This is a genomic window from Arthrobacter sp. WCS2018Hpa-7 (genome assembly GCF_031843805.1).
Taxonomy (GTDB): domain Bacteria; phylum Actinomycetota; class Actinomycetes; order Actinomycetales; family Micrococcaceae; genus Arthrobacter.
This window is the reverse complement of the sequence record NZ_JAVTJB010000004.1, coordinates 165,353-191,550: the sequence shown is the minus strand read 5'-3', so window position 1 is coordinate 191,550 and position 26,198 is coordinate 165,353. Positions and strand designations below refer to the sequence as shown.

19 protein-coding genes are annotated in these 26,198 nt (G+C 59.9%); 12 read left to right on the top strand and 7 right to left on the bottom strand.

Annotated elements, in window-relative coordinates:
* Positions 1–11: 11 nt before the first annotated feature.
* Entirely contained in the window at positions 12–1,136 is a 1,125-nt protein-coding gene (gene dnaN, locus RQH14_RS06585) for a DNA polymerase III subunit beta (RefSeq protein ID WP_311212520.1), read from the bottom strand.
* A 575-nt stretch (positions 1,137–1,711) separates the two neighbouring features.
* Positions 1,712–3,130, bottom strand: a complete 1,419-nt coding sequence (gene dnaA, locus RQH14_RS06580) for a chromosomal replication initiator protein DnaA (protein WP_026541014.1) — start codon at positions 3,128–3,130, stop codon at positions 1,712–1,714.
* A gap of 465 nt (positions 3,131–3,595) precedes the next feature.
* Between dnaA and rpmH the strand changes: the two genes are divergently transcribed.
* The 8 genes from rpmH to RQH14_RS06540 all read left to right on the top strand — a co-directional run bounded on the left by rpmH (position 3,596) and on the right by RQH14_RS06540 (position 9,245).
* Entirely contained in the window at positions 3,596–3,733 is a 138-nt protein-coding gene (gene rpmH, locus RQH14_RS06575; protein ID WP_011776797.1) for a 50S ribosomal protein L34, read from the top strand.
* A gap of 41 nt (positions 3,734–3,774) precedes the next feature.
* Positions 3,775–4,185 (top strand): ribonuclease P protein component, encoded by a 411-nt coding sequence (gene rnpA / locus RQH14_RS06570; RefSeq protein ID WP_311212519.1) that lies wholly within the window; start codon positions 3,775–3,777, stop codon positions 4,183–4,185.
* A complete protein-coding gene (gene yidD / locus RQH14_RS06565; RefSeq protein WP_396136274.1) occupies positions 4,115–4,600 on the top strand; it encodes a membrane protein insertion efficiency factor YidD in 486 nt (161 codons plus the stop codon). Before rnpA ends, yidD begins: the two co-directional genes overlap by 71 nt.
* A 16-nt stretch (positions 4,601–4,616) precedes the next feature.
* Positions 4,617–5,606 (top strand): membrane protein insertase YidC, encoded by a 990-nt coding sequence (gene yidC / locus RQH14_RS06560; protein ID WP_261609572.1) that lies wholly within the window; start codon positions 4,617–4,619, stop codon positions 5,604–5,606.
* Positions 5,606–6,157 carry a R3H domain-containing nucleic acid-binding protein gene (locus RQH14_RS06555; protein WP_311212518.1) on the top strand — a complete coding sequence of 184 codons (552 nt, stop codon included), beginning with the start codon at positions 5,606–5,608 and terminating at the stop codon, positions 6,155–6,157. Before yidC ends, RQH14_RS06555 begins: the two co-directional genes overlap by 1 nt.
* 6 nt (positions 6,158–6,163) lie before the next feature.
* Positions 6,164–6,814, top strand: a complete 651-nt coding sequence (gene rsmG / locus RQH14_RS06550) for a 16S rRNA (guanine(527)-N(7))-methyltransferase RsmG (RefSeq protein WP_311212517.1) — start codon at positions 6,164–6,166, stop codon at positions 6,812–6,814.
* Positions 6,815–6,901: 87 nt separating this feature from the next.
* Entirely contained in the window at positions 6,902–7,957 is a 1,056-nt protein-coding gene (locus tag RQH14_RS06545; protein WP_311212516.1) for a ParA family protein, read from the top strand.
* Positions 7,958–8,024: 67 nt separating this feature from the next.
* The gene (locus RQH14_RS06540; protein ID WP_311212515.1) at positions 8,025–9,245 is read left to right on the top strand and encodes a ParB/RepB/Spo0J family partition protein; all 1,221 of its coding nucleotides are present in this window, start codon (positions 8,025–8,027) and stop codon (positions 9,243–9,245) included.
* 6,329 nt (positions 9,246–15,574) lie between these two features.
* Here RQH14_RS06540 and trxA read toward each other — a convergent pair.
* The 5 genes from trxA to RQH14_RS06515 all read right to left on the bottom strand — a co-directional run bounded on the left by trxA (position 15,575) and on the right by RQH14_RS06515 (position 21,528).
* Positions 15,575–15,901, bottom strand: a complete 327-nt coding sequence (gene trxA, locus RQH14_RS06535; protein ID WP_021473158.1) for a thioredoxin — start codon at positions 15,899–15,901, stop codon at positions 15,575–15,577.
* Between the two features lie 34 nt (positions 15,902–15,935).
* Complete coding sequence (gene trxB / locus RQH14_RS06530) at positions 15,936–16,892, bottom strand: thioredoxin-disulfide reductase (protein ID WP_311212514.1); 957 nt, start codon at positions 16,890–16,892, stop codon at positions 15,936–15,938.
* A gap of 230 nt (positions 16,893–17,122) precedes the next feature.
* On the bottom strand, positions 17,123–18,844 hold the full coding sequence (locus RQH14_RS06525; protein ID WP_311212513.1) for an ABC transporter substrate-binding protein: 1,722 nt from the start codon (positions 18,842–18,844) through the stop codon (positions 17,123–17,125).
* 141 nt (positions 18,845–18,985) lie between these two features.
* Positions 18,986–20,998 (bottom strand): murein biosynthesis integral membrane protein MurJ, encoded by a 2,013-nt coding sequence (gene murJ, locus RQH14_RS06520; RefSeq protein ID WP_311212512.1) that lies wholly within the window; start codon positions 20,996–20,998, stop codon positions 18,986–18,988.
* A 26-nt stretch (positions 20,999–21,024) separates the two neighbouring features.
* Positions 21,025–21,528, bottom strand: a complete 504-nt coding sequence (locus RQH14_RS06515) for an NUDIX hydrolase (RefSeq protein WP_311212644.1) — start codon at positions 21,526–21,528, stop codon at positions 21,025–21,027.
* A 196-nt stretch (positions 21,529–21,724) separates the two neighbouring features.
* Here RQH14_RS06515 and RQH14_RS06510 point away from each other — a divergent pair, with 196 nt between their 5' ends.
* The 4 genes from RQH14_RS06510 (at position 21,725) to RQH14_RS06495 (ending at position 26,195) form a co-directional block, all read left to right on the top strand.
* The gene (locus RQH14_RS06510; RefSeq protein WP_311212511.1) at positions 21,725–23,194 is read left to right on the top strand and encodes a CCA tRNA nucleotidyltransferase; all 1,470 of its coding nucleotides are present in this window, start codon (positions 21,725–21,727) and stop codon (positions 23,192–23,194) included.
* Positions 23,191–23,772, top strand: coding sequence for a histidine phosphatase family protein (locus RQH14_RS06505; protein WP_311212510.1), 582 nt, complete (start codon positions 23,191–23,193; stop codon positions 23,770–23,772). Before RQH14_RS06510 ends, RQH14_RS06505 begins: the two co-directional genes overlap by 4 nt.
* A 605-nt stretch (positions 23,773–24,377) precedes the next feature.
* On the top strand, positions 24,378–24,518 hold the full coding sequence (locus RQH14_RS06500) for a hypothetical protein (RefSeq protein ID WP_181151794.1): 141 nt from the start codon (positions 24,378–24,380) through the stop codon (positions 24,516–24,518).
* 180 nt (positions 24,519–24,698) lie between these two features.
* Positions 24,699–26,195, top strand: a complete 1,497-nt coding sequence (locus RQH14_RS06495) for a glycosyltransferase 87 family protein (protein ID WP_311212509.1) — start codon at positions 24,699–24,701, stop codon at positions 26,193–26,195.
* Positions 26,196–26,198 lie beyond the last annotated feature (3 nt).

Here is a 26,198-nt window from a genome sequence, read left to right as displayed (position 1 = left end):
GTACGTTCCGGTTAGTTGGGAAGGCGGACCGGCATCACGAGGTAGCGGTAGTCGTCCTGGTCATCACCATCCGCCTCAGCCTGCGCCGTGATCATGGCTGGCTTGGGGGCGGTGGTGAAGGAGAAACGGACGTACTTGGTCTCGATGACGCTCAGACCCTCAACGAGGTAGTGCGGGTTGAAGGCCACAGTGATGTCTTCGCCGGAAAGCTGGGCTTCGAGCTCTTCGGAAGCCTGCGCGTCCTCGCCTGTACCGGCGTCGAGATTCAGCAGTCCTTGGGTGAAGGCGAGACGGACCGGAGTGTTTCGCTCGGCCACGAGGGAAACACGGCGAACTGCCTCAACAAGCTCCTGGGTCTGGACCGTGGCGTGGATGGGTGTGGAGTCCGGGAAAAGCGAACGGATCTTGGGGTAGTCACCATCCACCAGGAGTGAGGTGGTAGTGCGTCCGCCGCTCTCGAAGCCGATGAGCCGGCTGTCGTCGTCTGCAAGGGCGAGGTTGATGTCGCCACTGCCGCCGAGGGTCTTGGCAACCTCGTTCAAGGTCTTGGACTTGACCAGGGCGCTGGTGGAAATCCCGGGAGTAACCGGCTTCCAAGGGACTTCGCGCATGGCGAGGCGGTAGCGGTCGGTGGCAAGGAGGGTGATGAGATCATCCTCGATCTCCATGCGCACACCGGTGAGGATCGGGAGGGTATCGTCCTTGCTGGCCGCAATGATCACCTGTGAAACAGCCTGGGCGAAAGAATCGCCGGGCAACGTGCCGCTGATGGTGGGCAAGGCCGGGAGTGCCGGGTACTCAGCCTCGGGCATGGTTGCGAGGTGGAAGCTGCTTCGACGGCAAGTGAGCGTCACTTTACTGCCATCGGTTTCTACTTCCACGGGAGCCGACGGAAGGCTGCGGCAGATGTCTGCCAGCAAGCGTCCCGAGACCAAAATGGTGCCCTCAACTGCAATATCTGCGGGAATTTCCAGGCGTGCGGAGGTCTCGTAGTCGAAGCTCGAGAGACTGACGGTTCCTGCCTCAGCTTTGAGGAGGAGGCCGGAAAGCACGGGTACTGGCGGCCGCGGAGACAACGACCGCGCGGTCCACGTAACGGCTTCTGCCAGGACGTCGCGGTCGACTCTGAACTTCACGGAGGGGTGCCGCCTTTCATTGCTGCTGCCAAGTAGTAGCCGCGGATTCCTGCTTGGAAGCCGCTAAATCTTCGCAATCCGGCACCGGAACCTGCATGGTCCGCACTCAGCGAACTACAAACAGACCCAAGGATGGGAGCGCTGCTGACAGCTTAGCCGGAAGATCCGCGATTAACCCATCCCCGTCGGGCCGGGCCCTCCGTATGTGGACAGCCGCCGGCTGGCTTTTGGGTCTATCTGTGGTCTGCCCCTGGCAGGGCGGGACGGTGGCAGAACGAGATTGTTATTTGAGGGATTTCAATTTTTTGGGATTCGTAGTGTTAATAACTGCTGTGGAAACTGTGGATAACCCGATCCTGCCGCGTCGTTCAGCGGTTAAGCCCTGTTCACTCATTGTGCGTTAACTGGGTTTTAAACAGGGTGTGGATGGGGACAACTCCCAGGCCGGTTTTTAACGATCCACAGATGGCTTAAGGGTTTTAAGCCCACTAACCGAGCTTGTCCCCTTAACTATCCACAGGCTTATCCACATGTGCCTGTTAATAAGGTATGTAGTGGCGGACGCTGTGTGGATTTCAGGAGTCGCGCTGCTGCTGTTTGATGCGGTTGGTGAGCTCAGTGACCTGGTTGTAAATCACACGACGCTCCGCCATCAGTTCGCGGATCTTGCGATCAGCGTGGATGACGGTGGTGTGGTCGCGGCCGCCGAGCTCTTGTCCGATCTTCGGCAGGGACATATCCGTCAGTTCACGGCACAGGTACATGGCGATCTGGCGGGCGGTTACCAACGTGCGGGTGCGCGACTTGCTGCAGAGCTCTTCCATGCTGAGCTTGAAGTAGTCCGCCGTCTGGTCCAGGATCTGCTTCGCCGTGATCTCCTGGGCGCCGTCATCAGTGATGAGGTCCTTGAGCACCATCTCCGCCAAGGCAACATCCACCGGCTGGCGGTTGAGGCTGGCGAACGCCGTGACGCGGATCAGGGCACCCTCAAGTTCGCGAATGTTGCTCGAGATCTTGGATGCGATGTACTCCAGTGCATCGTCCGGTGCCGACAAGCCTTCGCTGAGACCCTTCTTGCGGAGGATGGCAATGCGGGTTTCGAGCTCCGGCGGCTGGATGTCGGTCAGCAGGCCCCACTCGAAGCGGGACGTCATGCGGTCCTCGAAACCGGCGAGCATCTTGGGCGGCTGGTCGGAGGTGATGACAACCTGCTTATTGGCATTGTGCAGGGCGTTGAACGTGTGGAAGAACTCCTCCTGCGTCCGGTCCTTGCCCGCCAGGAACTGGATGTCATCGATCAGCAGCACATCCACGTTCCGGTACGTGGTCTTGAAGCTGGTGCCTTCGTCGTCGCGGATGGAGTTGATGAAGTCGTTGGTGAATTCCTCGGAGTTCACGTAGCGGACCCGGATGCCGCTGTAGAGCCGCCGGGCATAATGACCGATGGCGTGCAGCAGGTGGGTCTTGCCCAAGCCCGAGTCGCCGTAGATGAACAGTGGGTTGTACGCCTTGGCCGGCGCTTCGGCAACGGCGACGGCGGCCGCGTGCGCAAAGCGGTTCGAGGACCCGATCACGAAGGTATCGAAGATGTACTTCGGATTCAGGCGGCCGAACTCATGGGAAGTACTGGGCGGAGTGGGCTGTGGCTTCGGCTCCGCGAAGTCGGATACCGCAGAAAGCTCGACGACGGGTTCCGGCTCTGCATGGACCGGCACCAGATCGGTGTCGACGTCGATGGCGCAGCGGATGTCGTCCGAGAAGACGCTGCGAAGGGCATCATCCAGGGCATCCTTGACCTGGGTCTGCAGGACTTCGCGGGTGAGTTCGTTGGGAACGGCCACCAGGAGTGTGGAGCCAATGAGGCCTTGTGCCTGGGCGAGGATGACGAAACCGCGCTGACGGGGTGAAACCCGGTCGTCCTGTTCCATGAGGCTCAGCACCCTGCGCCAGGAACTTCCGACAGTGTTGGCGTGGTTGGCTTCGTCTACTGTCATCAATCAGTTCCTAAATACTTGCTTGCCGGCGTTGCTGGCAGCCGAAGTCTCTCCGGCCGCGCTGTTCTGGGCGATAATCCACAGAGTTATACACAGCGGGTGGACATTGGGCTACTGAGCCACTCTAGGGGATGGAAACGCTAGAAGATAGCTGGGAAGTTGCCTGTGGATAATTACACCGGTGTTGTTCTGGAATGCGGTCTGTGAGCCACTTCATCCACAGGCTGGGGACGGTGGTTGGGAACAGCTGTGGATAGCTCCGCGGCAGGCTCCCGGTTTGACTGTGGGTGCCTTTTTGCCCTAACGTTGTGAAGTCCTTTGTGTCCGCTTTTGAGATCAGTTGTAACTCCGTACGTTCATCGTGCGGAAGGCAACGGCGGCAGGCACATACAAAACTTAGCGTCGGCCAGTTCTTCCCCTTTTTTGATCGGGTGGGCGCACCTTTGATCCACTGGAGTAACTAACGTGAGCAAGCGGACTTTTCAGCCGAATAACCGCCGTCGGGCCAAGAAGCACGGCTTCCGCCTTCGTATGCGCACCCGTGCCGGCCGCGCCATCCTGGCTGCCCGTCGCGGCAAGGGCCGCGTCGAACTGTCGGCGTAAATAACTGACTTGTCGGTCAGGGTCTTTTTGCGGGTTCGACGGTGCTAGCCACCCCTAACCGTCTGCGGACGTCTACCGACTTTTCAACAACTGTACGTTCCGGCGTCCGCAATGGACGCCGGAACTTAGTGTTATATACGGCCTCTATCGGGGCCGGGGAGCCGAGTCGAATCGGCTTCATTGTCTCCAAAGCCGTCGGGAACGCCGTGACCAGGAACCTCGTTAAGAGGAGACTGAGAGAAATAGGCGCACTGTCCTTGCACACGCATGGAACGGGTCTGGCGGTCGTGGTCCGGGCGTTGCCCGCAGCTGCATCTGCCAGCTGGGAGCAACTGCTCTCGGACTACAACGCCGCACTGGCAGTGACGACGAAGCGATTGAGTGGTTCAGCTCCACGCAACGCTTCGACTGAACACAACGGCACCACAACGGAAGGGACACCGCGTGCATGACATAAGCACCGCCGTCGTTCCTTCCTCAAGCGACCCCTCCGGCAAGGTTCCCTCAAGGAATCTGCCGGCGGCGGTTGGCACGTTCCTCTGGGAACTGCCCCGCAACATCCTCATCCTTTTGCTGAAGACGTACCGCAAGGTCATCTCGCCCCTGTACGGCCAGGTTTGCCGTTTCTTTCCCTCCTGCTCCGCCTACGCGCTGGAAGCAGTAACGGTGCATGGCGCCGTGAAGGGCAGCTGGCTCGCAGCCAAAAGGCTCGCCAAATGTCACCCTTGGAACGCCGGTGGAGTGGACCATGTCCCCACCGGCCATCGTCATTGGCCTGAAGGCCGGACGCCCACAATTGTTGTACTGAACAATCCGGACCAGTTCCTGGCTGCTCAGGCTGATGAAGAAGGCCGCTCGGCGGCCTAACGAATAGGGATATCGTATGGACTTCTTTGAAACAATCATGTTTCCGTTCAAGTGGCTGGTGTCAATCATCATGGTTGGCTTCCACGAGGGACTGAGCTTCATTGGCCTGCCCGCCGCTAACGGCTGGACGTGGACTCTGTCCATCATCGGCCTCGTGTTGGTGATCCGTGCCGCCCTGATCCCTGTCTTCGTCAAGCAGATCAAAGCGCAGCGCGGCATGCAGCTGCTGCAGCCGGATCTGAAGAAACTGCAGACCAAGTACAAGGGCAAGACCGATCAGCTGTCCCGCCAGGCAATGGCGCAGGAACAGATGGCGCTGTACAAAAAGCACGGCACCAACCCATTCTCGGCCTGTTTGCCGATGCTGATCCAGATGCCGTTCTTCTTCGCGCTGTTCCAGGTGTTGTCGGGTATCTCGACGAACGCCAAGCAGGGCCAGGGCGTTGGCGCGATGAGCCATGAACAGGTAGTCCAGTTCGACTCATCCAGCATCTTTGGTGCACCATTGTCGGCGTCGCTGCTCCACGGTGACCCCAGCGGCGGTAACAGCGCTGTGGCCGTTTGGGTTCTGAGTATCATCATGATCATTGCCATGACGGCCTCGCAGTTCATCACGCAGAAGCAGATCATGGCCAAGAACATGTCCGAAGAGGCCATGGCCAGCCCGTTCATGCGTCAGCAGAAAATGATGCTTTACATCCTGCCGCTCGTGTTCGGTATCGGTGGCATCAACTTCCCCATCGGTGTCCTCATCTACTGGACCACCACCAACCTGTGGACCATGGGCCAGCAGTTCTTCGTCATCCGCCGTATGCCCACCCCGGGTTCCCCTGCCGCCAAGGCATTGGAGGAGCGCCGTGCCGCCAAGGGCCTGCCGCCGCTGCTGGGTGGTAAGAAGACCGCTGCTGCGGACGCCGCCGCTGAAGCCGAAGCTGCTGCCGCGGCAGCAGCCGAAATCCGGGCACAGCGCGTCCAGCCACAACGTAAGAACAGGAAGAAGAAGTAATGTCTGCCGAGAGCACTGAAGAAGTTATCGCCACTGTGACTGAAGAGCAGGACGAGACCCAGGAAGAGACGCAGTCCAAGACGGCCAGCCGTTTGGAAGAGGAAGGCGACATCGCCGCCGACTACCTCGAAGAACTCCTCGATATTGCCGATATCGACGGTGATATCGACATCGAGGTCCGCAATGGACGCACGTACATCTCCATTGGCGCTGACGAAGAGTCGGCAGCGTTGGACAGCCTCGTAGGACGTGACGGCGAGGTTCTGGAAGCTCTGCAGGAGCTGGCCCGCCTGTCAGTCCTTTCCGCTACTGAAAGCCGTTCGCGCCTTGTGCTGGACATCAACGGCTACCGCAAGGAACGCGCCGGCGTGCTTCAGCAAATCGCTGAAGACGCCGTGGCCAAGGTTAAGGCCGACGGCGGTACGGTGGCCCTTGAGCCGATGAGCGCCTACGAGCGAAAGATTGTCCACGACGCCGTTGCTGACCTCGGATTCGTTTCCGAGTCCGAAGGCGAAGGCGCAGGCCGCCACATCGTCGTTTCGGCTGACTAGCAGCTCATGGTTGAAATTACCGCAGCTGAACTTGAAGCGGCAGAGAAGATCTTTGGAGAGCGCTTGGATCTCGCCAAGCGCTACGTGGAACACCTCGCCACATCCGGAACTGAGCGTGGGCTGATTGGCCCACGTGAGATTCCGCGTTTGTGGAGTCGCCACGTACTGAACTGTGCAGTTATTGAATCTGCCATTGCTATGGACAGCCACGTCGCCGACGTCGGATCCGGTGCAGGCCTGCCGGGCCTTTGCTTGGCAATTGCTCGTCCGGACCTTGAACTGACGTTGATTGAGCCGCTTGAGCGTCGTGTCATCTGGCTCCAGGAAGTCGTAGATGACCTGGGCCTGGATAACGTCACCATCATGAGGACGCGTGCTGAGCTGGCCGTTGGAATGGTGGATGCCGATGTTGTGACGGCGCGGGCTGTTTCTGCGCTCAGCAACCTAGCGGGCCTGACGATTCCCCTCTTGAACGGCCGAGGCGAAGTTGTGGCCATCAAGGGTCGCAGTGCCGCCGAGGAAATTGAGAAAGCCAAGAAGGTCATTCGCAAACTGGGCGGCGTGGAAACGTCGGTTGTGGTTTGTGGACAGGAGCTTTTGGAGGAACCCACTACTGTGGTGAGGATTATCGTCAACAAGCCCGGAAAGACGGCCTGAGACCCGCTCGGTTTCCCGCGTGTCGGCGGCTGAGCAGTTAGGCTAGAGAACGGCAGCAAGCGCCGAATGAGAGTGAGAGTGTGACCAGTGGGCAGTAGTGAAACCTCCACGCAGCGAATCCCCCCGTTTATGTCGTTGGGGTCCGCTCGGGCAATGGCTACACCCTCCGCGTCCCTCCAATCCGCAATAGTGCGCAGTAATTCGGTTGATAACGCTGCCGTTTCACGTGAAACCGTATCTGATGGAGTACATAACGTGATGGATTCCATTGATGACTCGAGTCCCATCGCACGTCAGTTGGCTAACGAGACCCGACGGCGTGAACGGCTGATCGGCAGGGAACTGCCCAAGCCGGACAAAACCCGTATCTTCACGGTCTCCAATCAAAAAGGTGGGGTCGGCAAGACGACCACCACCGTGAATATTGCTGCTGCTTTGGCCTCTGCCGGCCTTAACGTGCTGGTGATCGATATTGATCCCCAAGGCAACGCGTCAACGGCTTTGGGTATTGAGCACCATGCCGACGTTGACAGTATCTACGACGTCCTGATCAACGACCTTCCCCTGAAGGACGTTGTGGCCCCTTGCCCTGACATTCCCAACCTGATCTGCGCACCCGCCACCATCCATCTGGCCGGCGCTGAAATCGAGCTGGTTTCCTTGGTTGCCCGGGAACAGAGGCTCCGACGTGCCATTGACGTCTACGCCAAGGAACGGGAGAAGAGCGGCGAGAGCCGCCTGGACTTCATCTTTATCGACTGCCCGCCCAGCCTGGGGTTGCTGACAGTCAACGCGTTCTGCGCCGCAAGTGAAGTCCTTATCCCCATCCAGTGCGAGTACTACGCGCTGGAAGGGTTGAGCCAGCTCCTCAAGAACATCGAAATGATCCAGAAGCACCTCAATGCTGACCTGGAGGTCTCCACGATTCTCCTGACCATGTACGACGGCCGGACAAACCTGGCCGCGCAGGTTGCGTCCGAAGTGCGCCAGCACTTCCCCGAGCAAGTTCTGGGAGCAGTGGTTCCGCGTTCTGTGCGCATCTCTGAAGCACCGAGCTACCAGCAGACGGTCATGACCTACGATCCTTCGTCGAGCGGCGCGCTCTCCTACATGGAAGCCGCCGCCGAAATCGCTGAACGCTAGAATTCTTGAAACACTGCAACAGCCTGAGCAGTTCCGTGCTCGGCCATTTCATCGGAGGGATGAATCAATGAGCGAAAAGCGAAGGGGCCTCGGTAGGGGTCTTGGGGCTCTCATTCCTAGCTCGGCCGCGGCCCAGGGAAACGGCGCAGCGCCATCACGTCCTGTGGATCTGTTCTTCCCTGAAGCCCGGAAGACCGGAGAACCGGCAGTGGAAGCTCCGGTTCAGGACTCAGCTGTTGAGGCGGCGTCAAAGGAGTCGGCAGCGACGCCGGCCGCTGGTAAAACTGCAGCGCCCAAGGCCGCAGCTGCCAAGGCGCCAACCAAGTCCTCCACCTCCAAGACATCTACATCGAAGCCTGCCGCCAAGCGAGCCTCGGTGCCCTCTGATCACGCAGCGGATGAATCGGCGTCCGCGGGGGCCGCAACCAAGTCCTCCAATCGCTCGACGCCGGACGTGGAACTGGTCGAAGTTCCCGGTGCCCGCTTTGCGGAGATTCCGGTCGGTGACATCCATCCGAACCGTAAACAGCCTCGTTCGGTCTTCGATGAAGACGACATGGCCGAGCTGGTGCACTCTGTCCGTGAAATAGGCGTCCTCCAGCCAATTGTTGTACGAACTTCAACCGAAAAGGGTGGAGAGCCGTATGAATTGGTCATGGGCGAACGTCGCTGGCGTGCCGTACAGGCTGCCGGACTCGAAACCATCCCTGCTATCGTCCGCGACACCACTGACGACGACCTCCTTCGCGATGCTTTGCTGGAAAACCTCCATCGCAGCCAGCTGAACCCCCTGGAAGAGGCTGCGGCCTACCAGCAGCTCTTGGAAGACTTTGGGACCACTCACGAACAGCTTGCAGACCGTATCGGTCGTTCTCGGCCGCAGGTATCCAACACACTCCGTCTGCTGAAGCTTCCGCCCCTGGTCCAGCGGCGCGTAGCAGCCAGCGTTCTCTCTGCCGGCCATGCGCGGGCTCTCTTGGCACTGCCGGATGCGGCTGCAATGGAACGCTTGGCGCAGAAGATTGTTGCCGAGGGTATGTCCGTGAGGGCCACAGAAGAGGCCGTGGCTCTTTACCAAGATCCCACCGCTCCGGCCAAGAGCAGCATCCCGAAGCCCAATGCGCGCCACGAGCGTTTGGACTATTTGGCGTCGTCACTCTCGGACCGCCTGGACACCAATGTGAAGATCACGTTGGGGGCACGGAAAGGCCGAGTGAGCATTGAGTTCGCCAGCGTTGAGGATCTCAACCGTATTATGGATGTACTGGGTCCTGGCGCCGAAGATTGATTTTCATTGAACAACTGAATGGGGCTTACTCTTCGAGTAGGTCCCATTTTTTGTGTCTGGACACTCGCCATTCAGTTGTAGCTTGTCATTTGCGGCCTGTCTGAGGTGCGTTGCGGTTTGTCTGTTGAAAGTGGTTGTCATGCCGATCTGGACTGCCGAAAATCTCGATGTTTCACGTGAAACTCGACTTAGAGTCCGTGGGGCGCGGAGGCATAGGCTCGATGCAAGTCTGGCGTAGGGGCTGCGCACAAGTCGAACCGTCAGTTACTGCAACGCCAGCTCGGCCCATGATTCCAGGCTCCTCACTTACCGTCTATAGGAATTCTCGGGGAGCGTTCTGACGGAATCACCGCCCTATAGAGGTTCGAGTCTCCTGGAACACGCCCCCCGGCTTTTGCTTTAAGAGCGTAGTGGGCCATTTTCACCGAATCTACTCGAAGAGAAGTTCTCTAGCCGGAGAAGTGACTGTCGACGACAGGATCGCGTTCGTTCGGATTCTTGGAACTATCGCCGACATACCGCGGTCTCAACAAGCATGGGTGACGATACCTCTCTTCGCGAGTTGTTTGGCGTTGTTCGGTCCAGGATTTCGTTCCTTCTTCGGTGCACCGAACGCGCTATAGCCATGTTTCACGTGAAACATCATGCATAGATCATAGAGATGTGCACCTGCTTGAGCTGAGAGAGAGCATGCAAGTTAGCCTGTGCAGAATGGGTATTTTGGACGGGCAACCGTGCTTTGAGCAGCGACCAGCCGAGTGGTGCGGACCTAGGGCGCGTGGTGCACTCGACATCCATGATGGCCTACGAGCCGCCGTTCGCACTGTCCCCGACCGTTCGATGCGCCCAGCGTCGTTAGGGGCGCCTGTTCAGCAATTCAGTGCTGTAAGGCATTCCATACCCAATGGACGACTACTGCGGCAACCTGGAAGCCAACTCCAACGGCGGATTTCCTGTTCTCTGGACCTCGCGGACATTTAGGTCATGGAAGTGCCTTGGGCACCATTTTGAGCGCTGGACGAAACCGACCCCCCGCCAACTGCTTGATTCCTGGGGCAGTGTTTCACGTGACCCTGCCTCAGGAATTCGGCGGAATGCGGCTTGTTTTCTGCCAGACGCACCCGGCGTCGGCGAAGCATTGACTTTGCGATTCGGGCTCTAGAGAAGATCGCATTCTCCGGCATTCTGTTCGTAGAGGGGATGGGTCTACCTCGTTGGCAAGGGCAGATGAGGCGAATAGCCTGCTGGCACCTGGGGTCGCCATGGTGGTTCACGTGAAACGGGCGACATGGTGGTTTCACGTGAAACGGGCGACTTCTCGGTACAGGTTTTGAAACCTTTATACGATCAGAACAGCTGTAATGGACGGACTGCTACCCACTAGCAGGCGCGTGTGGATGGTGATGTGATGCGTACCCCAAAGCCAAGATTTTAGTGGCGAATTGACTTCGCTGAAGCCCTACTCAGCTGGAGCGCGGTCCTTCCCCTGATCGATTCCCTGGAATCTGTGCAGGATTACTCGGTAGTGATGAAGTGAACTAGTAAGTGCCCCACTAATGGCTTATCCGAAATAGTAGATTCACCTAACTCGGCAAAGGCAACTGGGGAGCTCGAGCAATTCCTATCGAAGGCCGACAATCAAGGGTCCATTGGCTTGCAGGTCAGCAGCTAAGCTTCGCTCCCCTCGTAGGGATCGTCCGTACTCGTCCTGCACCTCAAGCCCACCGCAGCTTCTGACGATCGTACTGGAGCTGACTTCATGCCCTAGTAGTGAATGGAGCTATGTCCTGCCGACGGAGCGTAGCCGGGTGCTGGCTGGGCATCAGGCGTAGTACTGAGCCCGGCTCCGACGTGTCAAACGCGCATAGTGCTGATGCGAGCAGCTTTCAGTGCTTCCATGGCCTTACACCAGTCCGGTGCCGATCAGTCTTTAACAGCGGCGGTAGTTCGATGCACGGCCCCCGGACTTCATCACGCTATGGACCTCAGATTTTCAGGTTGACGATTTGGGTCGCTGACTCTGGCCTTGCGTTGCTATGTTCAAGCAATGTCTTCGAGCCCTTGAGTGGTGACCCTGGGGTAACGGGCCACAGTTTCTTGCTACCGCGTAGCGCGTCACGCGCGCCCAATCTGGCGCTATCGTCATAGCGGTTACCAACAACGGTTCCGTGTATGGGGGAATCACTGTACAGGGACCGTGCAATCTAGTTGTAGATCAATGCGGTGGGACTCCCCCGACTAGTGCCTGTGGACAGCCTATACAGAGCACGACTCAAAAATTTTGGAGTACGGCTTCGTCAAGCAGCGTTCGTCAGAGTGGCTTCCGGGGGCGTTAGACAGTGGTTGGGTCAGCCGTACTGCACCCGTAGGCGATCAAACAACTGGCCCCCTCAATAAGATGACGAAACGCGGTGGACCGGGAATGGTCAGATGTCGTCCGTGCCGGTGAGTAGTTCGATTTCTTCTGTCCCGACCGCCTACAGCGAAGGCGCCAGCTAGAGCGTTGTGGCCTACTCCTGAGGCCCTGCCGCATTGTGTCGTCTGCTCTGCCAATGTGCCTCAAGGTCTCGTGTTTCACGTGAAACAAAGCGCTAACTGTACGGGCAAGCTACGACCGGGAGCGCATATGCACTTGTGCATATCGCGGTGGATATCATTGTGGATAACTCTGGGGATAACTTGAGTCGTTGATCACTATCTTTGGCTACCCTGAGTCGACGAAGCGGCAATGAAGTTATTTATCCTTCCTTCGTCCATTTCGCAATCAAGGGGTCCCATCCAGAGTGAGTCCGCGCCACGGCGGCCCTAGGCGGATTTACCTGTGTTTAACGCCTCATTCCATTGATTACACTCATGTTTGCTCTTCATAAATGCTCGCTGGAGGGTGGTCGACAAAAGCACAAGTTTTTGGTGCTCCTTCGCCGGCTCCTGCCGAGAAAGAGGGGATGAAATGGTGCCCTGTGAATAATCTCATGTGCGGTGGATAAGCCTGTGGATAAGGCTGTGTACAACTTGAACTCCGACCCACCGCCCTCGGTGGACAACTGTCGCTGCCGAAGTGACTCCCAGGCATTAGCGCGTGGGTCGAGTGGAATCTCGGGACTTTATCTCGTCAGGCACCAACGCTGCGCCGGAGCTTGGGCGCAGCGCATCGACGATCCACGGATTGTGTACCCCGCGATTCGGTATGGCGCACCTGCCCTCCGAGGAGAATTGGGCGAGCAGCTGGCCGTCCTCCTGAGCACCAAAGACTGTCTGCCTTGACATTCATCCGATGTCTTGGGTGCGGCCTATGTGGGACTCGTTCCCGCGGCCTAGGAGATCGAATGCCCTCCAGGCGCCAGGCGCCAGGCACCAGGCCTTAGGCTTCGGACTCCGTGCGCCTAGTCGCCAGTGGACCCTCACCATAAATTCATGCGGGACTCCGGACTGTGTCTAGGAACGAGACGTCTGGCTTCTCTGGACTCCCCCGTCATAATATAGGTGGGTCATGACGGAGGATGGCAACAGATCCAACGGACGCCGCTACACGACTCGTTTGCAGGACCAAGGGCAAAGAGCCGTCTCCAGGGCCAGTGGAGCCTGTAGGGGTCAGTTCCTGCTGGCGACCATGGCATCAGCGTCGCATTAGGGACTAGAAAGGATTCTTGTGGTCCACGCAGTTGCTTGATCGAACAGCTTGGCCGGATCCTTCGTTCGCGCAGCATGGACCCTGTTCTCATCCTTCAAGGATGGGTTCCCGCAACCGACCCCTGCATTTGCACGGTTTCACGTGAAACACTTCGTCGGTGTCGATGGGTTTTGCGTGCCGTCAGCGAGTAGCTATCCGGAGGTCGACATATCTCGAAGACGATGCCCAGTTTGATTAATCAGTTTAAGTCGGAACTCCAGAAAAGCCAGAGGGTGCTCTAGACAGTAAGCGATCTAGACTGACTTGTTGTTCAGGCACTCTCTTTGATTCGTGTAGGTGATTGCTCTAAGGGATTGGTCATGATTGGGGTTGGTCATGATGAGCCGCAGCCTGGCCCGACCACCGCGCGCTCTGCATTAGATCACTTAGTCTCAGAGGGGCCTTGCTGTTGGCACTGACAAACAAGCCCTAGCCAGCGACTCAGCGCAGGTGCACTGCGAAGATGCGCCGGACACCTCGCAGAGTTTCTGTTGGATCGTAGGTTTGAGAGATGCCAATACCAAACTGGCACCCGGAGCGTGGGTTCATCGACGAGGCGACGCACTTCTCCAATGCTGAGACGAGCTGAGTGCGGAGCTGACCACGAACATATCTCCGCATCCCTATTCCACTGATATGCGACGTGCAGGTTGTCGTCTAATGAAGGGGCAATATGTCTCTGCGTGGCTGGACTGACGTGTTTCACGTGAAACATGTCCTGGTTCGACGGGCATCGCTTCAATGAGTTCGGTTTTCGAAGAGTTAGTTGGCTTCACATTGATTGGGTTCGCCCCAGAGTATGAAGCTGCTGAGCGGATCAGCGGCAGGTGCTACTCCCGAAAGGATCTGATCTGTTGAGTGGGCGGGCGCCTTGTCGCATGCGGCGTGCGCAATAGCAACGCTTGTCAGACTCGATTGCACCAGTCGAACCCCCAAGGCCTGTTGTATCTACATATCGCGTTGAACGACTGAGCTGCTTGGACGCCTACTCATCCATCTCTTACGAGGTTCGGAGCCGCAAAACCCTTCGATAGTAGTCGCAGGTCCGCACCGCGGCCAGATACCTGATGGCGGGTACACCAGCATGTCCTGGTGGTGCTTCCAGTTGATTCCAAGGTTCAGCCACTCCTGATGCTGGGTCTTCTTGAGGTGCATAGGGCACGGGCGGAGCAGTCAGCAGGAGGATGCTCTGGCAGAGCACCGTCCCACATGCAGAATGGACGGCAAGACGCTCCTAGAAGGCTTCGTGTGCGTGTCTGACCGGGGAATCTCCCCCAATGTACTGCCGGCGTCTTCCCTAGGAGGGAAGGGCTCCTATGCTCAGGCAGTGTACCTCTAGTGATGGTCGAGGCCCAGGAGGCGTCGACCAGACGTCGGCAGAAGGGCCTAGTACCCTGCTCATGTTGAAGATTCTCTGAGTGGCGTGGACTCATCACAAATCAGCCGTCCCGACTCTCTAAGGTCAATCTGGTCCCACCAGTACGGGTTCCACGACAGGAGTCCGGACCCGTTCAAATGAAGCATGTTTCACGTGAAACACGCCTTAGGGCCGGAGTTCTAGCAACCTAAGGGGCTAATTCGCACCACGTTTCACGTGAAACAACGAGTATCGCACCCGCCTCCACAGGCGTAAGGGGACGTGCCCATTGCCGGCAACCATTCCCTGAATCGTGGACCCCAACATTCGCCAGATCCCATTGCATTCCGCCGTGGCCAGGTAGCGGCCCGGTAGTCAGCTCCGATTCAACCCGGATATGGTCAAACTGCATTCCGACGGGGGAAACAGTATTCTTATGAGTTCTGCCCCGCCATGAAGGATATGGGCTGATGGAATGTTTCGACAGGGCGGCGTCGCAACGTTTCGCGTGGTGGTCACGTGTACTGCGGCTCGCTTCATGCCGAGAGATGGGGATCCGCAGACGCGAGTCCTTCTAGGCGTGATTGAGTTGTTTTCCCACCAACGAGTCTGTCTGACGACTTCAACCTCCAGCGTCCCTGGTTCTGGCATCGCAAGTCCAGGTTCCATGAGGCCCTGGACAAGGCTGCGCACCCTTCAAGATGGTTCACGCAGGGACTCCAGTCATCCCAGGCGTTGCAATCACGGTGCCGATGTATCATTCCGGACCAGTATTCTCACTGGCAGCTCGACGGCCCGAAGGTAGCGCCGAAATCGATTGATGGCTAATTCCCTTTAGAGCCGCCCTTTTCTAGAGCGACCAGTCATCCGTCAAGCGCATGGGGTCAAAGCACGGACGACGCCGGACCCCTTCAGGTCAGCTACGGCAGTCAAGACTGGAGTTGCTGACTCCCCGGTTAGCAGTGACAGGTGAGAGAGGGTGGGGGTGGAGGGTGTGGGAGGTGAGAGAGGGTGGGGGTGGAGGGTGTGGGAGGTGAGAGAGGGTGGGGTTGGAGGACGCGGGAGGTGAGAGAGGGTGGGGTGGGAGGGTGTGGGAGGTGAGAGAGGACAATGTTTGGCCTACCCCAGGTAGGGTGACGTGAAGCGCGCCCATTGAGCGGATCCCATGCCCTCCACGGCAACCACAACACCAAAAGTAAACGCAAATGGTTCATTACCCTAAAGACGACAAAAAACGGCGGCTCCCGCTCCGTGAGGAGCAGCAACCGCCGGCTTTTTTTGAATCAGGGTGAGGAATCGACCCTAGGACAGGACGTCCGCGAATTCCTTCTCGAAGAACTGCTTCGGCTTGGCGCCAATGACAGTGCTCTTCACTTCTCCCCCGCTGAACAGGTACACGGCCGGGATGGACGTGATGCCATATTCGGCGGCGATGGCAGGGTTGTCGTCGACGTTGAGTTTCACAACGTCAACCTTGTCGCCGTACTCAACGGAGATCTCGTCGAGGATGGGCCCGAGCTTGCGGCAGGGGCCGCACCACTCTGCCCAGAAGTCCACAATGACCGGCTTCTCGGAAGCCAGGACATCAGTGCTGAAGCTTGCGTCAGTTACGTCTTTTGCGTTGCTCATAACTTTTCCCTTCGTATGGTTGCTTGGATGCAGCTTAGGAGTGCAAGTCTGCGAGGTAGTGCTCAACATCGAGGGCCGCTACACAACCGGAGCCCGAAGCCGTGATGGCCTGGCGGTAGGTGGGGTCGATGACGTCGCCCGCGGCGAAGACACCCTTGATGTTGGTCCGGGAGCTGCGGCCCTCCACGGCGATGGTTCCCTCGGGCGTCAGATCAACCTTGCCCTTGATGAGGTCCGTGCGGGGATCGTTACCGATAGCGACGAAGACGCCGGTGACAGCGAGTTCGGACTCGGTGCCATCCACGAGGTTCTTCAGCTTCAGGCCAGTGACCTTGTCTCCACCCAGAACGTCCTCAACGGCGGTGTTCCACACGAAGTTGATCTTCTCGTGAGCCTGCGCGCGATCGCCCATGATCTTTGAAGCCTTGAGCGTATCGCGTCGGTGGACCACCGTGACGGACTTTGCGAACTTGGTGAGGAACAGTGCTTCCTCCATGGCGGAGTCGCCACCACCGATAACGGCGATGTCCTGATCCTTGAAGAAGAAACCGTCGCAGGTTGCACACCAGCTTACGCCGTGGCCTGAGAGGCGCTTTTCGTTCGCCAAGCCGAGCTCGCGGTAGGCCGAACCAGTGGACAGGATGATGGCCTTCGCCTGGAAGGTCTCCCCCGTACCGATGGTCACGGTCTTGATGTCGCCGTCGAGGTCCAATTCGGTGACGTCCTCGAACTGGATTTCGGTACCGAAACGTGCGGCCTGCTTTTCGAAGTTCTCCATGAGGTCCGGGCCCATGATGCCGTCGGGGAAGCCCGGGTAGTTTTCCACGTCCGTGGTGTTCATGAGTTCGCCACCAGCGGTGACGGAACCGGCAATGAGCAGAGGCTTCATGTTGGCACGGGCGGTGTAAACGGCGGCGGTGTAACCGGCGGGGCCTGAACCTACGATGATGACGTCACGCACCTGCGATGCGCTGTTTTCTGCAATGCTCACGTGGCGTGAACCTCTTCCTTAGTCGATGCTGCGGCTTTCGGGGCATCCACCTGACTCAACCCCGGTTACACCCCAAATATTCCGTTGGAGATGGGGACCCTCAAAGCCACCATTGTTAAGGGTACCGTCTGCACGCGTGCCGCTAATAAGCGGTGACGCCAATGCAGAGAGAAGTAGAGGCCGATATGACGAGTCACAACGGCCTCTACTTCTTACCTGCTTGGGTGGGGCTACTGAACGGTGACCTCTGCCAGACGCAGGCCGAATCCGAAACGGGTCTTCGGTGCAGCCAGCTTGGGCAGGGCCTTGATGTCCACAATGACGTACTGGGTCTGCGTCGGCGCAGCCAGGGGCATGGTCAGCTCCGGGGACGTGAAGCTGTTGGTGCCCACAAGCTTGGCTCCGTCCATGGCAGGACGGTCGTTGGTGTAAACGCTGATGCTGCCGCCGGATCCACCCAACTGGTTCAGCACGATGGACTTGACCTCAGTCTTTTCCTTGAGCTCGATCACCAGCGGCATGTTGGTGACGAGTCCACCCCAGTCGGCTGTGGCAAATTCCATGTCAGACCAGTAGCTTGCCGCGTTGCCGTCGAAGGCCCTCGCGAGGTCCTTGTCGTACGTGGCCGCGAAGGGGAAGTCACCGAGGCGTGAGATGCCCTCGATGGCGGGCGGTGCGGCCGGCGGCGCCGTCTCCGAAGGTGTTGGTTCCTCAGATTGCGTGCTGCTGGTTTCAGGTGCGGAGGTACTCTGCGTGGCTGCAGGGGCTCCGCTGGGAAGGAGGCTGCCCAGGTTGGTGACGGCGAGGACAAGTCCTACGATCAAGACGGCAGCAAGCAGGCCGCCGACGAGCCAACGGAGGGAACGCGGCTCCTTCTCCGGAGCGTCGTCCTCGTACACTTCCTCGTCGTCGTAGTCTTCCTGCACAGCGGCCGACGCCGGGAAGCTGGTGGGGGCACGGTCGTAACCGGAGTCGGAGGTACCTCGAGCAGCAGAAGCTGCACCACCGACAGCCCCAGCAGTGGCGCCTCCGCCAGCACCACCCCCGGCAAAGCCATAGTCCTCTTCGGACCACAGGGAAACCTTGGGTTCTGACGGTTCACGAGTCGGTGCAGGCTGGGCATTGACGGCCTGTGTTGGCGGCTGCACCGGGGCTGCCGGCGGAGCCTGGGGAGGTGTTGGCTGTGATGTCACGGCCTGAGTTGGCGGCTGAGCCGATGCACCCGCCGCACCAGCACCCGCCGCGCCAGAACCCGACGTAGCGGCACCGGAGCCAGAGTCAGCGGCACCACTGCCGGCGGCAGCACCGGCGTCGTGGTTCTTGGTCCCGGAGTTCTTCCAGGCGGCCAAACCGGCGGCACCAGCGCCGGCGGCGGCAGCAGCCAGCTTGCCGGCTATGCCGCTCTTGGACGACGACGGGCTGGAAGCAGGCATGGGAGGTACGTTGCTGCCCTGATGGGCGGCAGCAGGATCGGTATCGCCCTCGTTCGGAATGGGGTAGCCATTTTCGTCGTACTGGATGTACTCGGCGTCGTGCTCGTCGTCTTCGTAAAGGCCGTCGTATGTTTCGGGCTCGTGCGTACGTGCCTGGCCAAAGATCTCGCTGCCGAGCGTCTCAGTGAAGAACGGCTCGATGTAGGGCGGGTTGGTCGCGACCACGAGGTCCAGCAAATCAGGCGCGCTGCTGTGGTTGGTGATGAGGTAGGTGGTGTTGTCGCTGACGCCAAGGTCCAGGATCTGGACATGGCCCGGGCGTTCCCCCGTAGCGACCTCGCGGGCACTCTGGGCAACCTGCTCAGCGTTTCCGGGGCCGGCGACAAGGATGCTCACGGGACGGTTGAGGACCTGGTCCACGCCGTCGAGCACCTGATCTTGGTCATGCGAGGTCAACACATTGGCTGTGACCTTATAGCGGCCGCCAAGTACTGATCCGACGTCGATCGGGTGGGACACGTGTTCCTCCTAGGCTGTCCGGGAGCTGCGGGTGGTGCACGAGGCCGGCCCGGCGAGCCGGTTCAACCGCTTTTGCAACTACCTGTATTCATTTTCTAGCCTAGCCGATTGATGCCCTGCGCCCACGTTGGCGCCACCGGCTCACTTCCGGTGGTTTCCGCGCGTTGGGAAGTAGGGATTGCGTCCGGCATCGCCTTGGTAGGTGCGTCGGCCTGGCAACGGGACCTGAGGGCGGAACCTGCTGCCCCGGGCCGTGCTGGCAGCGTCCTCCTCCGGCAGGTACGTTTTCGGTGCATCCGGGACGTCCTCGGCGGGCTGGGAAGGAACGCGTTCCACAGCTGGGCCTGCACGGTAGGACGCGGCGTCGAACTCGCCCGAGATGCGCGGAATCAAACCGGTATCGTCCGAGACCGTGGCGCGTGCCGCCGTCGTGGGTTCTACAACCGCGCCGCTAACCGGTGCGGGGGTGCCGCGTCCGAAGCGTCCCATGAGCGGCCGCAGGAGGTCGCGGAGTTCGGTGACATGGAAGACGCGGAGCAGGACCAGGTAGGCGAGCAGCATGACGGGCCCGACGACGGCCACCGTCACCAAGGCGGCCGGGCGGCTGCTCCACGCGAAACCGTCGGCGCGGTAGCTGCCCAGCAACCATAGGGCGCCGGCGCCGGCAAGCGCAGAACCGAGGCCGGCGTAGCCCATGCGGATGTATGAATTGGCGATGCGCGGACCGTCGAGATGCCCCAGCATCCGGCGCAGGAACATCACGCTGATCACCACGGAGAGAATATTGCCCAGCGTGTACAGGATGGCGATCGCGTAAATGATCTGGCCCACGGGGAGGAACTGAATGAAGAACGCGCCCACCACGTAGATGACGGCCAGCCACAACTGGACGTAAAGGGGTGTACGGGCGTCCTCGTTGGCGTAGAACACGCGGGACATCATGAAGTTTGCGCTCAGGAACGGCGTGCTGAGGGCCAGGATGGTGAGCGTTTGGGCCAGCATGACGCCGTCCTGCGGCTTGCCGCCGGAGAAGAACATGCCCAGCGGGCCGGCCAACGCGAACAAGGCCAAGGCGCCGAAGACGGTGGCCACGGCCATGGTGCGCAGTCCGTGGGACAGGGCGTCACGCAATTCGGCTTTGTTGCCATCCTGCGACGCGCGGGTCATGCGGTTAAAGAGGACCGTGGCCAAGGACAACGCGATGATCGAGTGCGGCAGCAGATACAGCTGGCTTGCGACTTCCAGGACGGCGTTACCGGGAAGGACGGCAGCAGCGGCCTTGTCCCCTGCGTTATCCAGCCGGAGGCGCTCAGCGCCGGGAATGGTAGCGATCCTCATGACATAAAGGAACGCCAACTGCCCGACGGCGGCGGTCGCCAGTGTCCAGACGCTCAGCTTGGCTGCCTGGCCCAGCCCGACACCGCGCCAACCGAAGCGGGGACGCAAACCGAGGCGCAGCCGGAAGACGGGAATGAGGAGAATGGCGGTCTGGGCGATCACGCCGAAGGTTGAGAACCCCGCGATCAGGAACGTCTGGGTGGGGCCCCAGTTGTCCAAAGTGTGCGGGTTGGTGAGGTTGGAACCGAGGATCCAGATGAACATGCCCAAGCCGGCAATGGCCACCAGGTTGTTGAGGATGGGGGCCCACATGGCAGGCCCGAATGCTCCGTGGGCGTTCAGCACCTGCGTCAGGAGGGCATAGAGCCCGTAGAAAAAGATCTGGGGCAGGCACCAGAAAGCGAAGGTGACGGCCAAGGCTTTTTGTTGTTCGGAGTAGCCCTGCGTGGTGAGGTCGATGACCAAGGGTGCCGCGAGCGTCACCAGCGCCGTCAACGCCAGCAGCACCAGCACGGCCAGGGTCAGGAGGCGGCTGATGTAGTCCGCGCCGCGGTCCGGGGCCTTGCTGGCTTTGATGATCTGGGGAACCAGGACGGCATTGAAGACGCCGCCGGCAACCAACAGGAAGATCAGGTTGGGCAGGTTGTTTGCGTTGATGAATGTGTCATTGACCGTGGAACCGAGGCCGAGTGCTGCGCCCAGCATCCATGTTTTGGCGAAGCCTAGGAACCGGGAAACCAGCGTCCCTGCAGCCATGATGGCGCTGGAACGGGCTTCTCCGGATTGAACGGACTGGGTGGTTTTGGCTTCAGACATCGCCTTTATCGTCCCATGTACCCGGGTCAGAGGTGTTCCGGCAGCACTTCCCGTGCCAGGTCGGCGATGCGGCGTTCATTCGGAAAGGACAGTTTGCGGGCCAGTTCGTGGATGGGAACCCACGCCGCGTCCACGGCTTCCTGATCAGGATCATTCTCGATGGTCAGCTCTCCACCCGTTGCCCGGAGCAGGAAATGGTGCACTGTTTTGTGCACCCGGTGGCCGCTCACGGTGAACCAGTAATCGATGCTGCCCAAGGGGGCCAGGATGCTGCCTTCGATGCCGGTTTCCTCGGCGATCTCACGGACAGCAGCTTCCTCGTTGTTCTCGCGGCCTTCCGGGTGGCCCTTCGGCAGGCACCATTCCAGCCGGCCACCCCTGTTAAGGCGGGCAATAATCGCAACCCGGAGTTCGCCGTCGGACGTGTCTACTACAACGCCGCCCGCTGACACTTCCTCCACCGTGGGAAGCGAGGCCTGGACCGGGTGCTGCTGGGCAGGCGCGACGTGCGCGCCGATTGCCGACGGCAACGGTGCGTTTGTCCTCCTGCCAGGAGCGCTCGGGATCGGGTTGGCCATGAGGTCCACTCTAACGACTCTTGCCCTCGAGTGATGACCGGGACATGGCCACAAGATGGACTGCAGGAGATGCTCCGCGGACACATGCTTGATTTCGCATGGAACAGTGGCCCAATGCCGAGCAAAAATCTGCCAAGCTTAAGGAACTATGGCGCACGTATTGGACAGCTCTTCAGTTAACTTCACCATCGACCCGGTGGTGCTCGACCTCGGGCAGCGCTTTGTCGACGCCGGCTTTGAGCTGTCCTTGGTTGGTGGGCCCGTGCGCGACCTCTTCTTGGGGAGGACATCCCCTGACCTCGACTTCACCACCGACGCCACGCCGGACCAGACAATCGCCGTCATCAAGAAGTGGGCGGACAACTTCTGGGAAATCGGGCGCGCCTTCGGCACCATCGGGATGAAGAAGAGCGGCTTCCAGATCGAAATCACCACGTACCGTGCGGAGGCCTACGACCCCGATTCCCGCAAGCCGGTGGTGGCCTTCGGCAACTCCCTGACCGACGACCTGCTGCGCCGGGACTTCACCATCAACGCCATGGCACTGCGGCTGCCCAGCCTTGAACTGGTGGATCCCTTCGGCGGTGTCCGCGATCTCCATGCCTCGGAGCTCGCCACACCAGGCGCGCCGGAAGCGTCCTTCTCGGACGATCCCCTGCGGATGATGCGGGCGGCCCGTTTCGCGTCCCAGCTGGGCGTGTCGGTCCACGACGACGTCCGGCTCGCGATGTCGCAAATGGCAGACCGCATCAAGATCATCTCCGCCGAGCGCGTCCGTGAAGAGCTGGTCAAGCTCATTAACGGAGCGCACCCCCGCGTGGGCATCGACCTCCTGGTGGACACGGGGCTCGCTGAATTCGTGCTTCCGGAGGTTTCGGCGTTGCGCCTCGAAGCCGATGAGCACCACCGCCACAAGGACGTGTACCAGCACTCCCTGCAGGTACTGGAGCAGGCCGCTGCCCTGGAAACAGGACCTGACGGCCCGGTGCCCGGCCCGGACTTCGTGCTGAGGTTCGCAGCGTTAATGCACGACGTCGGCAAGCCGGCGACGCGTCGTTTTGAACCGGGCGGCGCAGTCAGCTTCCGCCATCACGATGTTGTGGGGTCCAAGCTGACGGCGAAGAGGATGAAGGCACTGCGTTTCGACAACGAGTCGATCAAAGCAGTGTCACGCCTGGTGGAACTCCACATGCGCTTCTACGGCTACGGCGATGCGGGCTGGAGCGATTCCGCAGTCCGTCGCTACGTAACCGACGCCGGTCCCGTGCTGGAGCGCCTGCACCGCCTCACACGGTCCGACGTCACCACGCGTAACCAGCGCAAGGCCGACCGCTTGTCCTTCGCCTACGATGACCTTGAGCAACGCATCACAACGCTCTTGGAGCAGGAATCGCTGGCGGCTGTGCGCCCGGACCTTGATGGAGCGCAGATCATGGCACTCCTGGGGCTAAAGCCCGGTCCGGTGGTGGGCAAGGCCTACAAGTTCCTTCTCGAAGAACGCATGGAACACGGACCGCTGTCCCCCGAGGAAGCCGAGCAGAAGCTTTTGGCTTGGTGGGAAGCGCAACCCGAGTCCGCCGTCGTCGAGCCTTTGACCGAAACCGAGGAGACCTCATGAACGCTGCGACTTCCCCACGTCCGCAACTCTGGATCCTTCGCCACGGCGAGACGGAGTGGTCCAAGAGCGGCCAGTACACCGGCCTGACGGACCTTCCCCTCACTGTCGAGGGTGAGCAGCAGGCGGTAGAGGCCCGCAAGGTGCTGGAAGGGATCGACTTTGACCTGGTCCTGACCTCGCCGCTCCGCCGCGCCCGCCGTACGGCAGAATTGGCCGGCTACCCGGAAGCCGTGCATGAGCCCTTGGCGGTCGAATGGAACTACGGCGACTACGAAGGCATCAGCTCCGACCTCATCCGCAAGGACAACCCGGACTACCTCATCTGGACGGACGGTGTGCCCAACGGTGAAAGCCTGGACGAAGTAGCTGCCCGGGCCGACAAGATCATTGGACGCATCCTGGAATCCGGCATGGACAATGTCCTGGTGGTGGCACACGGACATTTCTCCCGGATTCTGACTGCCCGCTGGCTGGAAATGGACGCCCGCGAGGGCCGTCATTTCATTCTGGGAACGGCGAAGGTTTGCACTCTCGGTTGGGATAAGCGAACGCCGGCAATTGTGCGTTGGGGTCTCTAAAACACGAATATGAAAAAACTTTTGGTGAATTAGCCAATTGTGCTGGTCAAATCCCCTGTTGATGGGGTAGCTTATATCTTGTTCTCAGAGCGACCCGCCGGGAACTAGGCGTGCATTCATCGGTCAGTCAGCCGGGACAATGCTACAGCAGGCTGTAACGGCCAGAATAGGAGGTTGGGAAAAATGATTACTTTGACTAGCGGACGGAAGTTGACCGTCACTGCTACCCCGGCCTCTGCTGATGATCGACGCCATTTTTGCTCTCTGACCCACTCCTGAACCATCCGGACCGGCCCTGACGCCGGCGGAGTTTCATGGTCGGCCACTCTCCGTGGTTGGCCTTCTGAGTAGTCAGTTGTAGGCGCGGACCCACGCAGCATGCCGCGGGCGCGCAGTTTCCCCAAAGTTCGGAACCAGCTTCTTGTTGGGTCGACTGCCGGAAGCACGCGCAATTGCATGACGATACCCTTTTCGGTTCGGTCCGCAAATCCCCTTTATTAGCCTCGGCTCTTTATGCCCTTTTTGGCCTTGATTTCTTTCGAATTCATATGGCTCTAATTGTTGCGCCTAAATTCCGATGATTCCCCCTGGAAAGGAGGTGAACCATGCGAAAACGCCCAGAAGACATGCGCTTCTTCAAGAGCACCAACGCTCCTAAGGACCGCACCCTGTTCAACGGCCAGTTGCTCGACCAGCGCCGTGAAGACGTCTACGTTGTCCTGCACCAAATGGGACTCATCCGCTGATGCCCTGCAACAGTCCCTAAGGAGTTCAGGTGCCACACCTTCATGCTGAACCTCAAGGAGCCCACGCGGCTACGCGTGGGCTCCCCCCTTTTAACGGCGATACAACTTAACGGCGTTACAACGGAGGGATGCTTGCCGCGCGTGATGCTGCAGGCCAAGGCGTGACGGTAAGCTCGATCCATGCAGGAGACGAAGCCGCACCGGCAGCAAAAGCGTGCCCGCTTTGTGGTTCCCAGCCGCAGCGACTCCTTGCTTCGGAACTTCACGGAGCTCATAGGCGGCCCCTTGGGGAAGCACTCGTCTCCGGGAAAGGTCTCCTCCGGGCCGTTCACCGTTGAGCGGGTCCTCATCGTCCTGACCGTGGTGGCCGCGCTGCTGGCTTTCCTGGCCAAAGAATACTGCCGCGCCAACGGGTGGCAAACGCCGGGGCAGTTCTACGCCACCTGCTACTCCGACTTCCCCGAGCTCTTCAAGAACCGCGGCCTCGGCGACGGCGTCTTTCCCTTCTTCACGCAAGGCAGCCTGTTCGAGTATCCCGTCCTCATGGGAATCATCGCCGGTATCACCGCCTTGATGGTCCCTGGCCAAGGGGTGGGCAGCGAACGCATCCTGGGCTACTTCGATATCAATGCGACGTTGATCGTGGCCGTCTGGATGATCACCGTGCTGCTGACGGCACGAATCAACAAGCGTCGCCCCTGGGACGCCGCCATGGTGGCCGTCGCCCCCGGGATCATCCTTGCCGGCTTCATCAACTGGGATATGTGGGCCGTGGGGCTGCTGGCCCTGGGAATGTACTTCTTCTCACGGGACAAACTGATGCTGGCCGGCGTGTTCATCGGCCTGGGCACGGCCACCAAGCTCTACCCCGTCCTGATCCTCGGCGCTGTACTGGTCCTGGCTCTGCGCAGCGGCAAACTGCGGACGTTCTTCATCACCGCAGGTGCCGCCTTGGCTTCGTGGCTGGCAGTCAACCTGCCGATCGCCGCGATGAATCCCTCCGGCTGGCGCTACTTCTTTGAGTTCACCCAGGAACGCCCGGCGGGGTACAGCTCCCCGTGGTTTGCTTACAACCTGGTGGCCGACCGGGTCCAGTGGACGCAAATGAACGCGGCCACCATCAACTCGCTGGCGCTGTACCTGTTCATCCTGGCGTGTGCACTCATCGGAGCCCTGGCGTTGTGTGCGCCGCGGCGGCCCCGGATCGCCCAGCTCGTGTTTCTCATAGTTGCTGCGTTCATCCTCACCAACAAGGTGTACTCACCACAATTTGTCATCTGGCTCATCCCGCTCCTAGCGCTGGCCCGGCCGCGCTGGCGCGACTTCCTCATCTGGCAGGCAGCCGAGGGGCTGCATTGGGCTGCCATTTGGATGTACTTGGGCCAGGCGACCAGCGGCGGCTCAGTCCAGCACAACATCGATATGTCCTACTACGTCCTGGCAGTCGGCCTGCACATGACGGTGACCGCTTATCTGATGGCACGAGTGGTTATGGACATCTGGGATCCGGCACAGGACCCGTTGCGTATCCATGGCGAGGACGATCCCCATGGAGGGCCCTTTAATGGGGCGTCGGATTGGCTCCGGATAGACCTCTTCCGTCCCTCGCGGTCTTTGTTGCCTTGGAGCACCGCCCACCGCGCCACCGAACCCCAGCAGTCCAGCGAGCGGAGGTAAACG

Coding starts and splice junctions, on each gene's coding strand:
- trxA (WP_021473158.1), bottom strand. CDS start 15,901: ATGAGCAACGCAAAAGACGTAACTGACGCAAGCTTCAGCACTGATGTC.
- yidC (WP_261609572.1), top strand. CDS start 4,617: ATGGACTTCTTTGAAACAATCATGTTTCCGTTCAAGTGGCTGGTGTCA.
- RQH14_RS06540 (WP_311212515.1), top strand. CDS start 8,025: ATGAGCGAAAAGCGAAGGGGCCTCGGTAGGGGTCTTGGGGCTCTCATT.
- RQH14_RS06495 (WP_311212509.1), top strand. CDS start 24,699: ATGCAGGAGACGAAGCCGCACCGGCAGCAAAAGCGTGCCCGCTTTGTG.
- dnaA (WP_026541014.1), bottom strand. CDS start 3,130: ATGACAGTAGACGAAGCCAACCACGCCAACACTGTCGGAAGTTCCTGG.
- RQH14_RS06555 (WP_311212518.1), top strand. CDS start 5,606: ATGTCTGCCGAGAGCACTGAAGAAGTTATCGCCACTGTGACTGAAGAG.
- murJ (WP_311212512.1), bottom strand. CDS start 20,998: ATGTCTGAAGCCAAAACCACCCAGTCCGTTCAATCCGGAGAAGCCCGT.
- rsmG (WP_311212517.1), top strand. CDS start 6,164: ATGGTTGAAATTACCGCAGCTGAACTTGAAGCGGCAGAGAAGATCTTT.
- RQH14_RS06500 (WP_181151794.1), top strand. CDS start 24,378: ATGCGAAAACGCCCAGAAGACATGCGCTTCTTCAAGAGCACCAACGCT.
- RQH14_RS06505 (WP_311212510.1), top strand. CDS start 23,191: ATGAACGCTGCGACTTCCCCACGTCCGCAACTCTGGATCCTTCGCCAC.
- RQH14_RS06510 (WP_311212511.1), top strand. CDS start 21,725: ATGGCGCACGTATTGGACAGCTCTTCAGTTAACTTCACCATCGACCCG.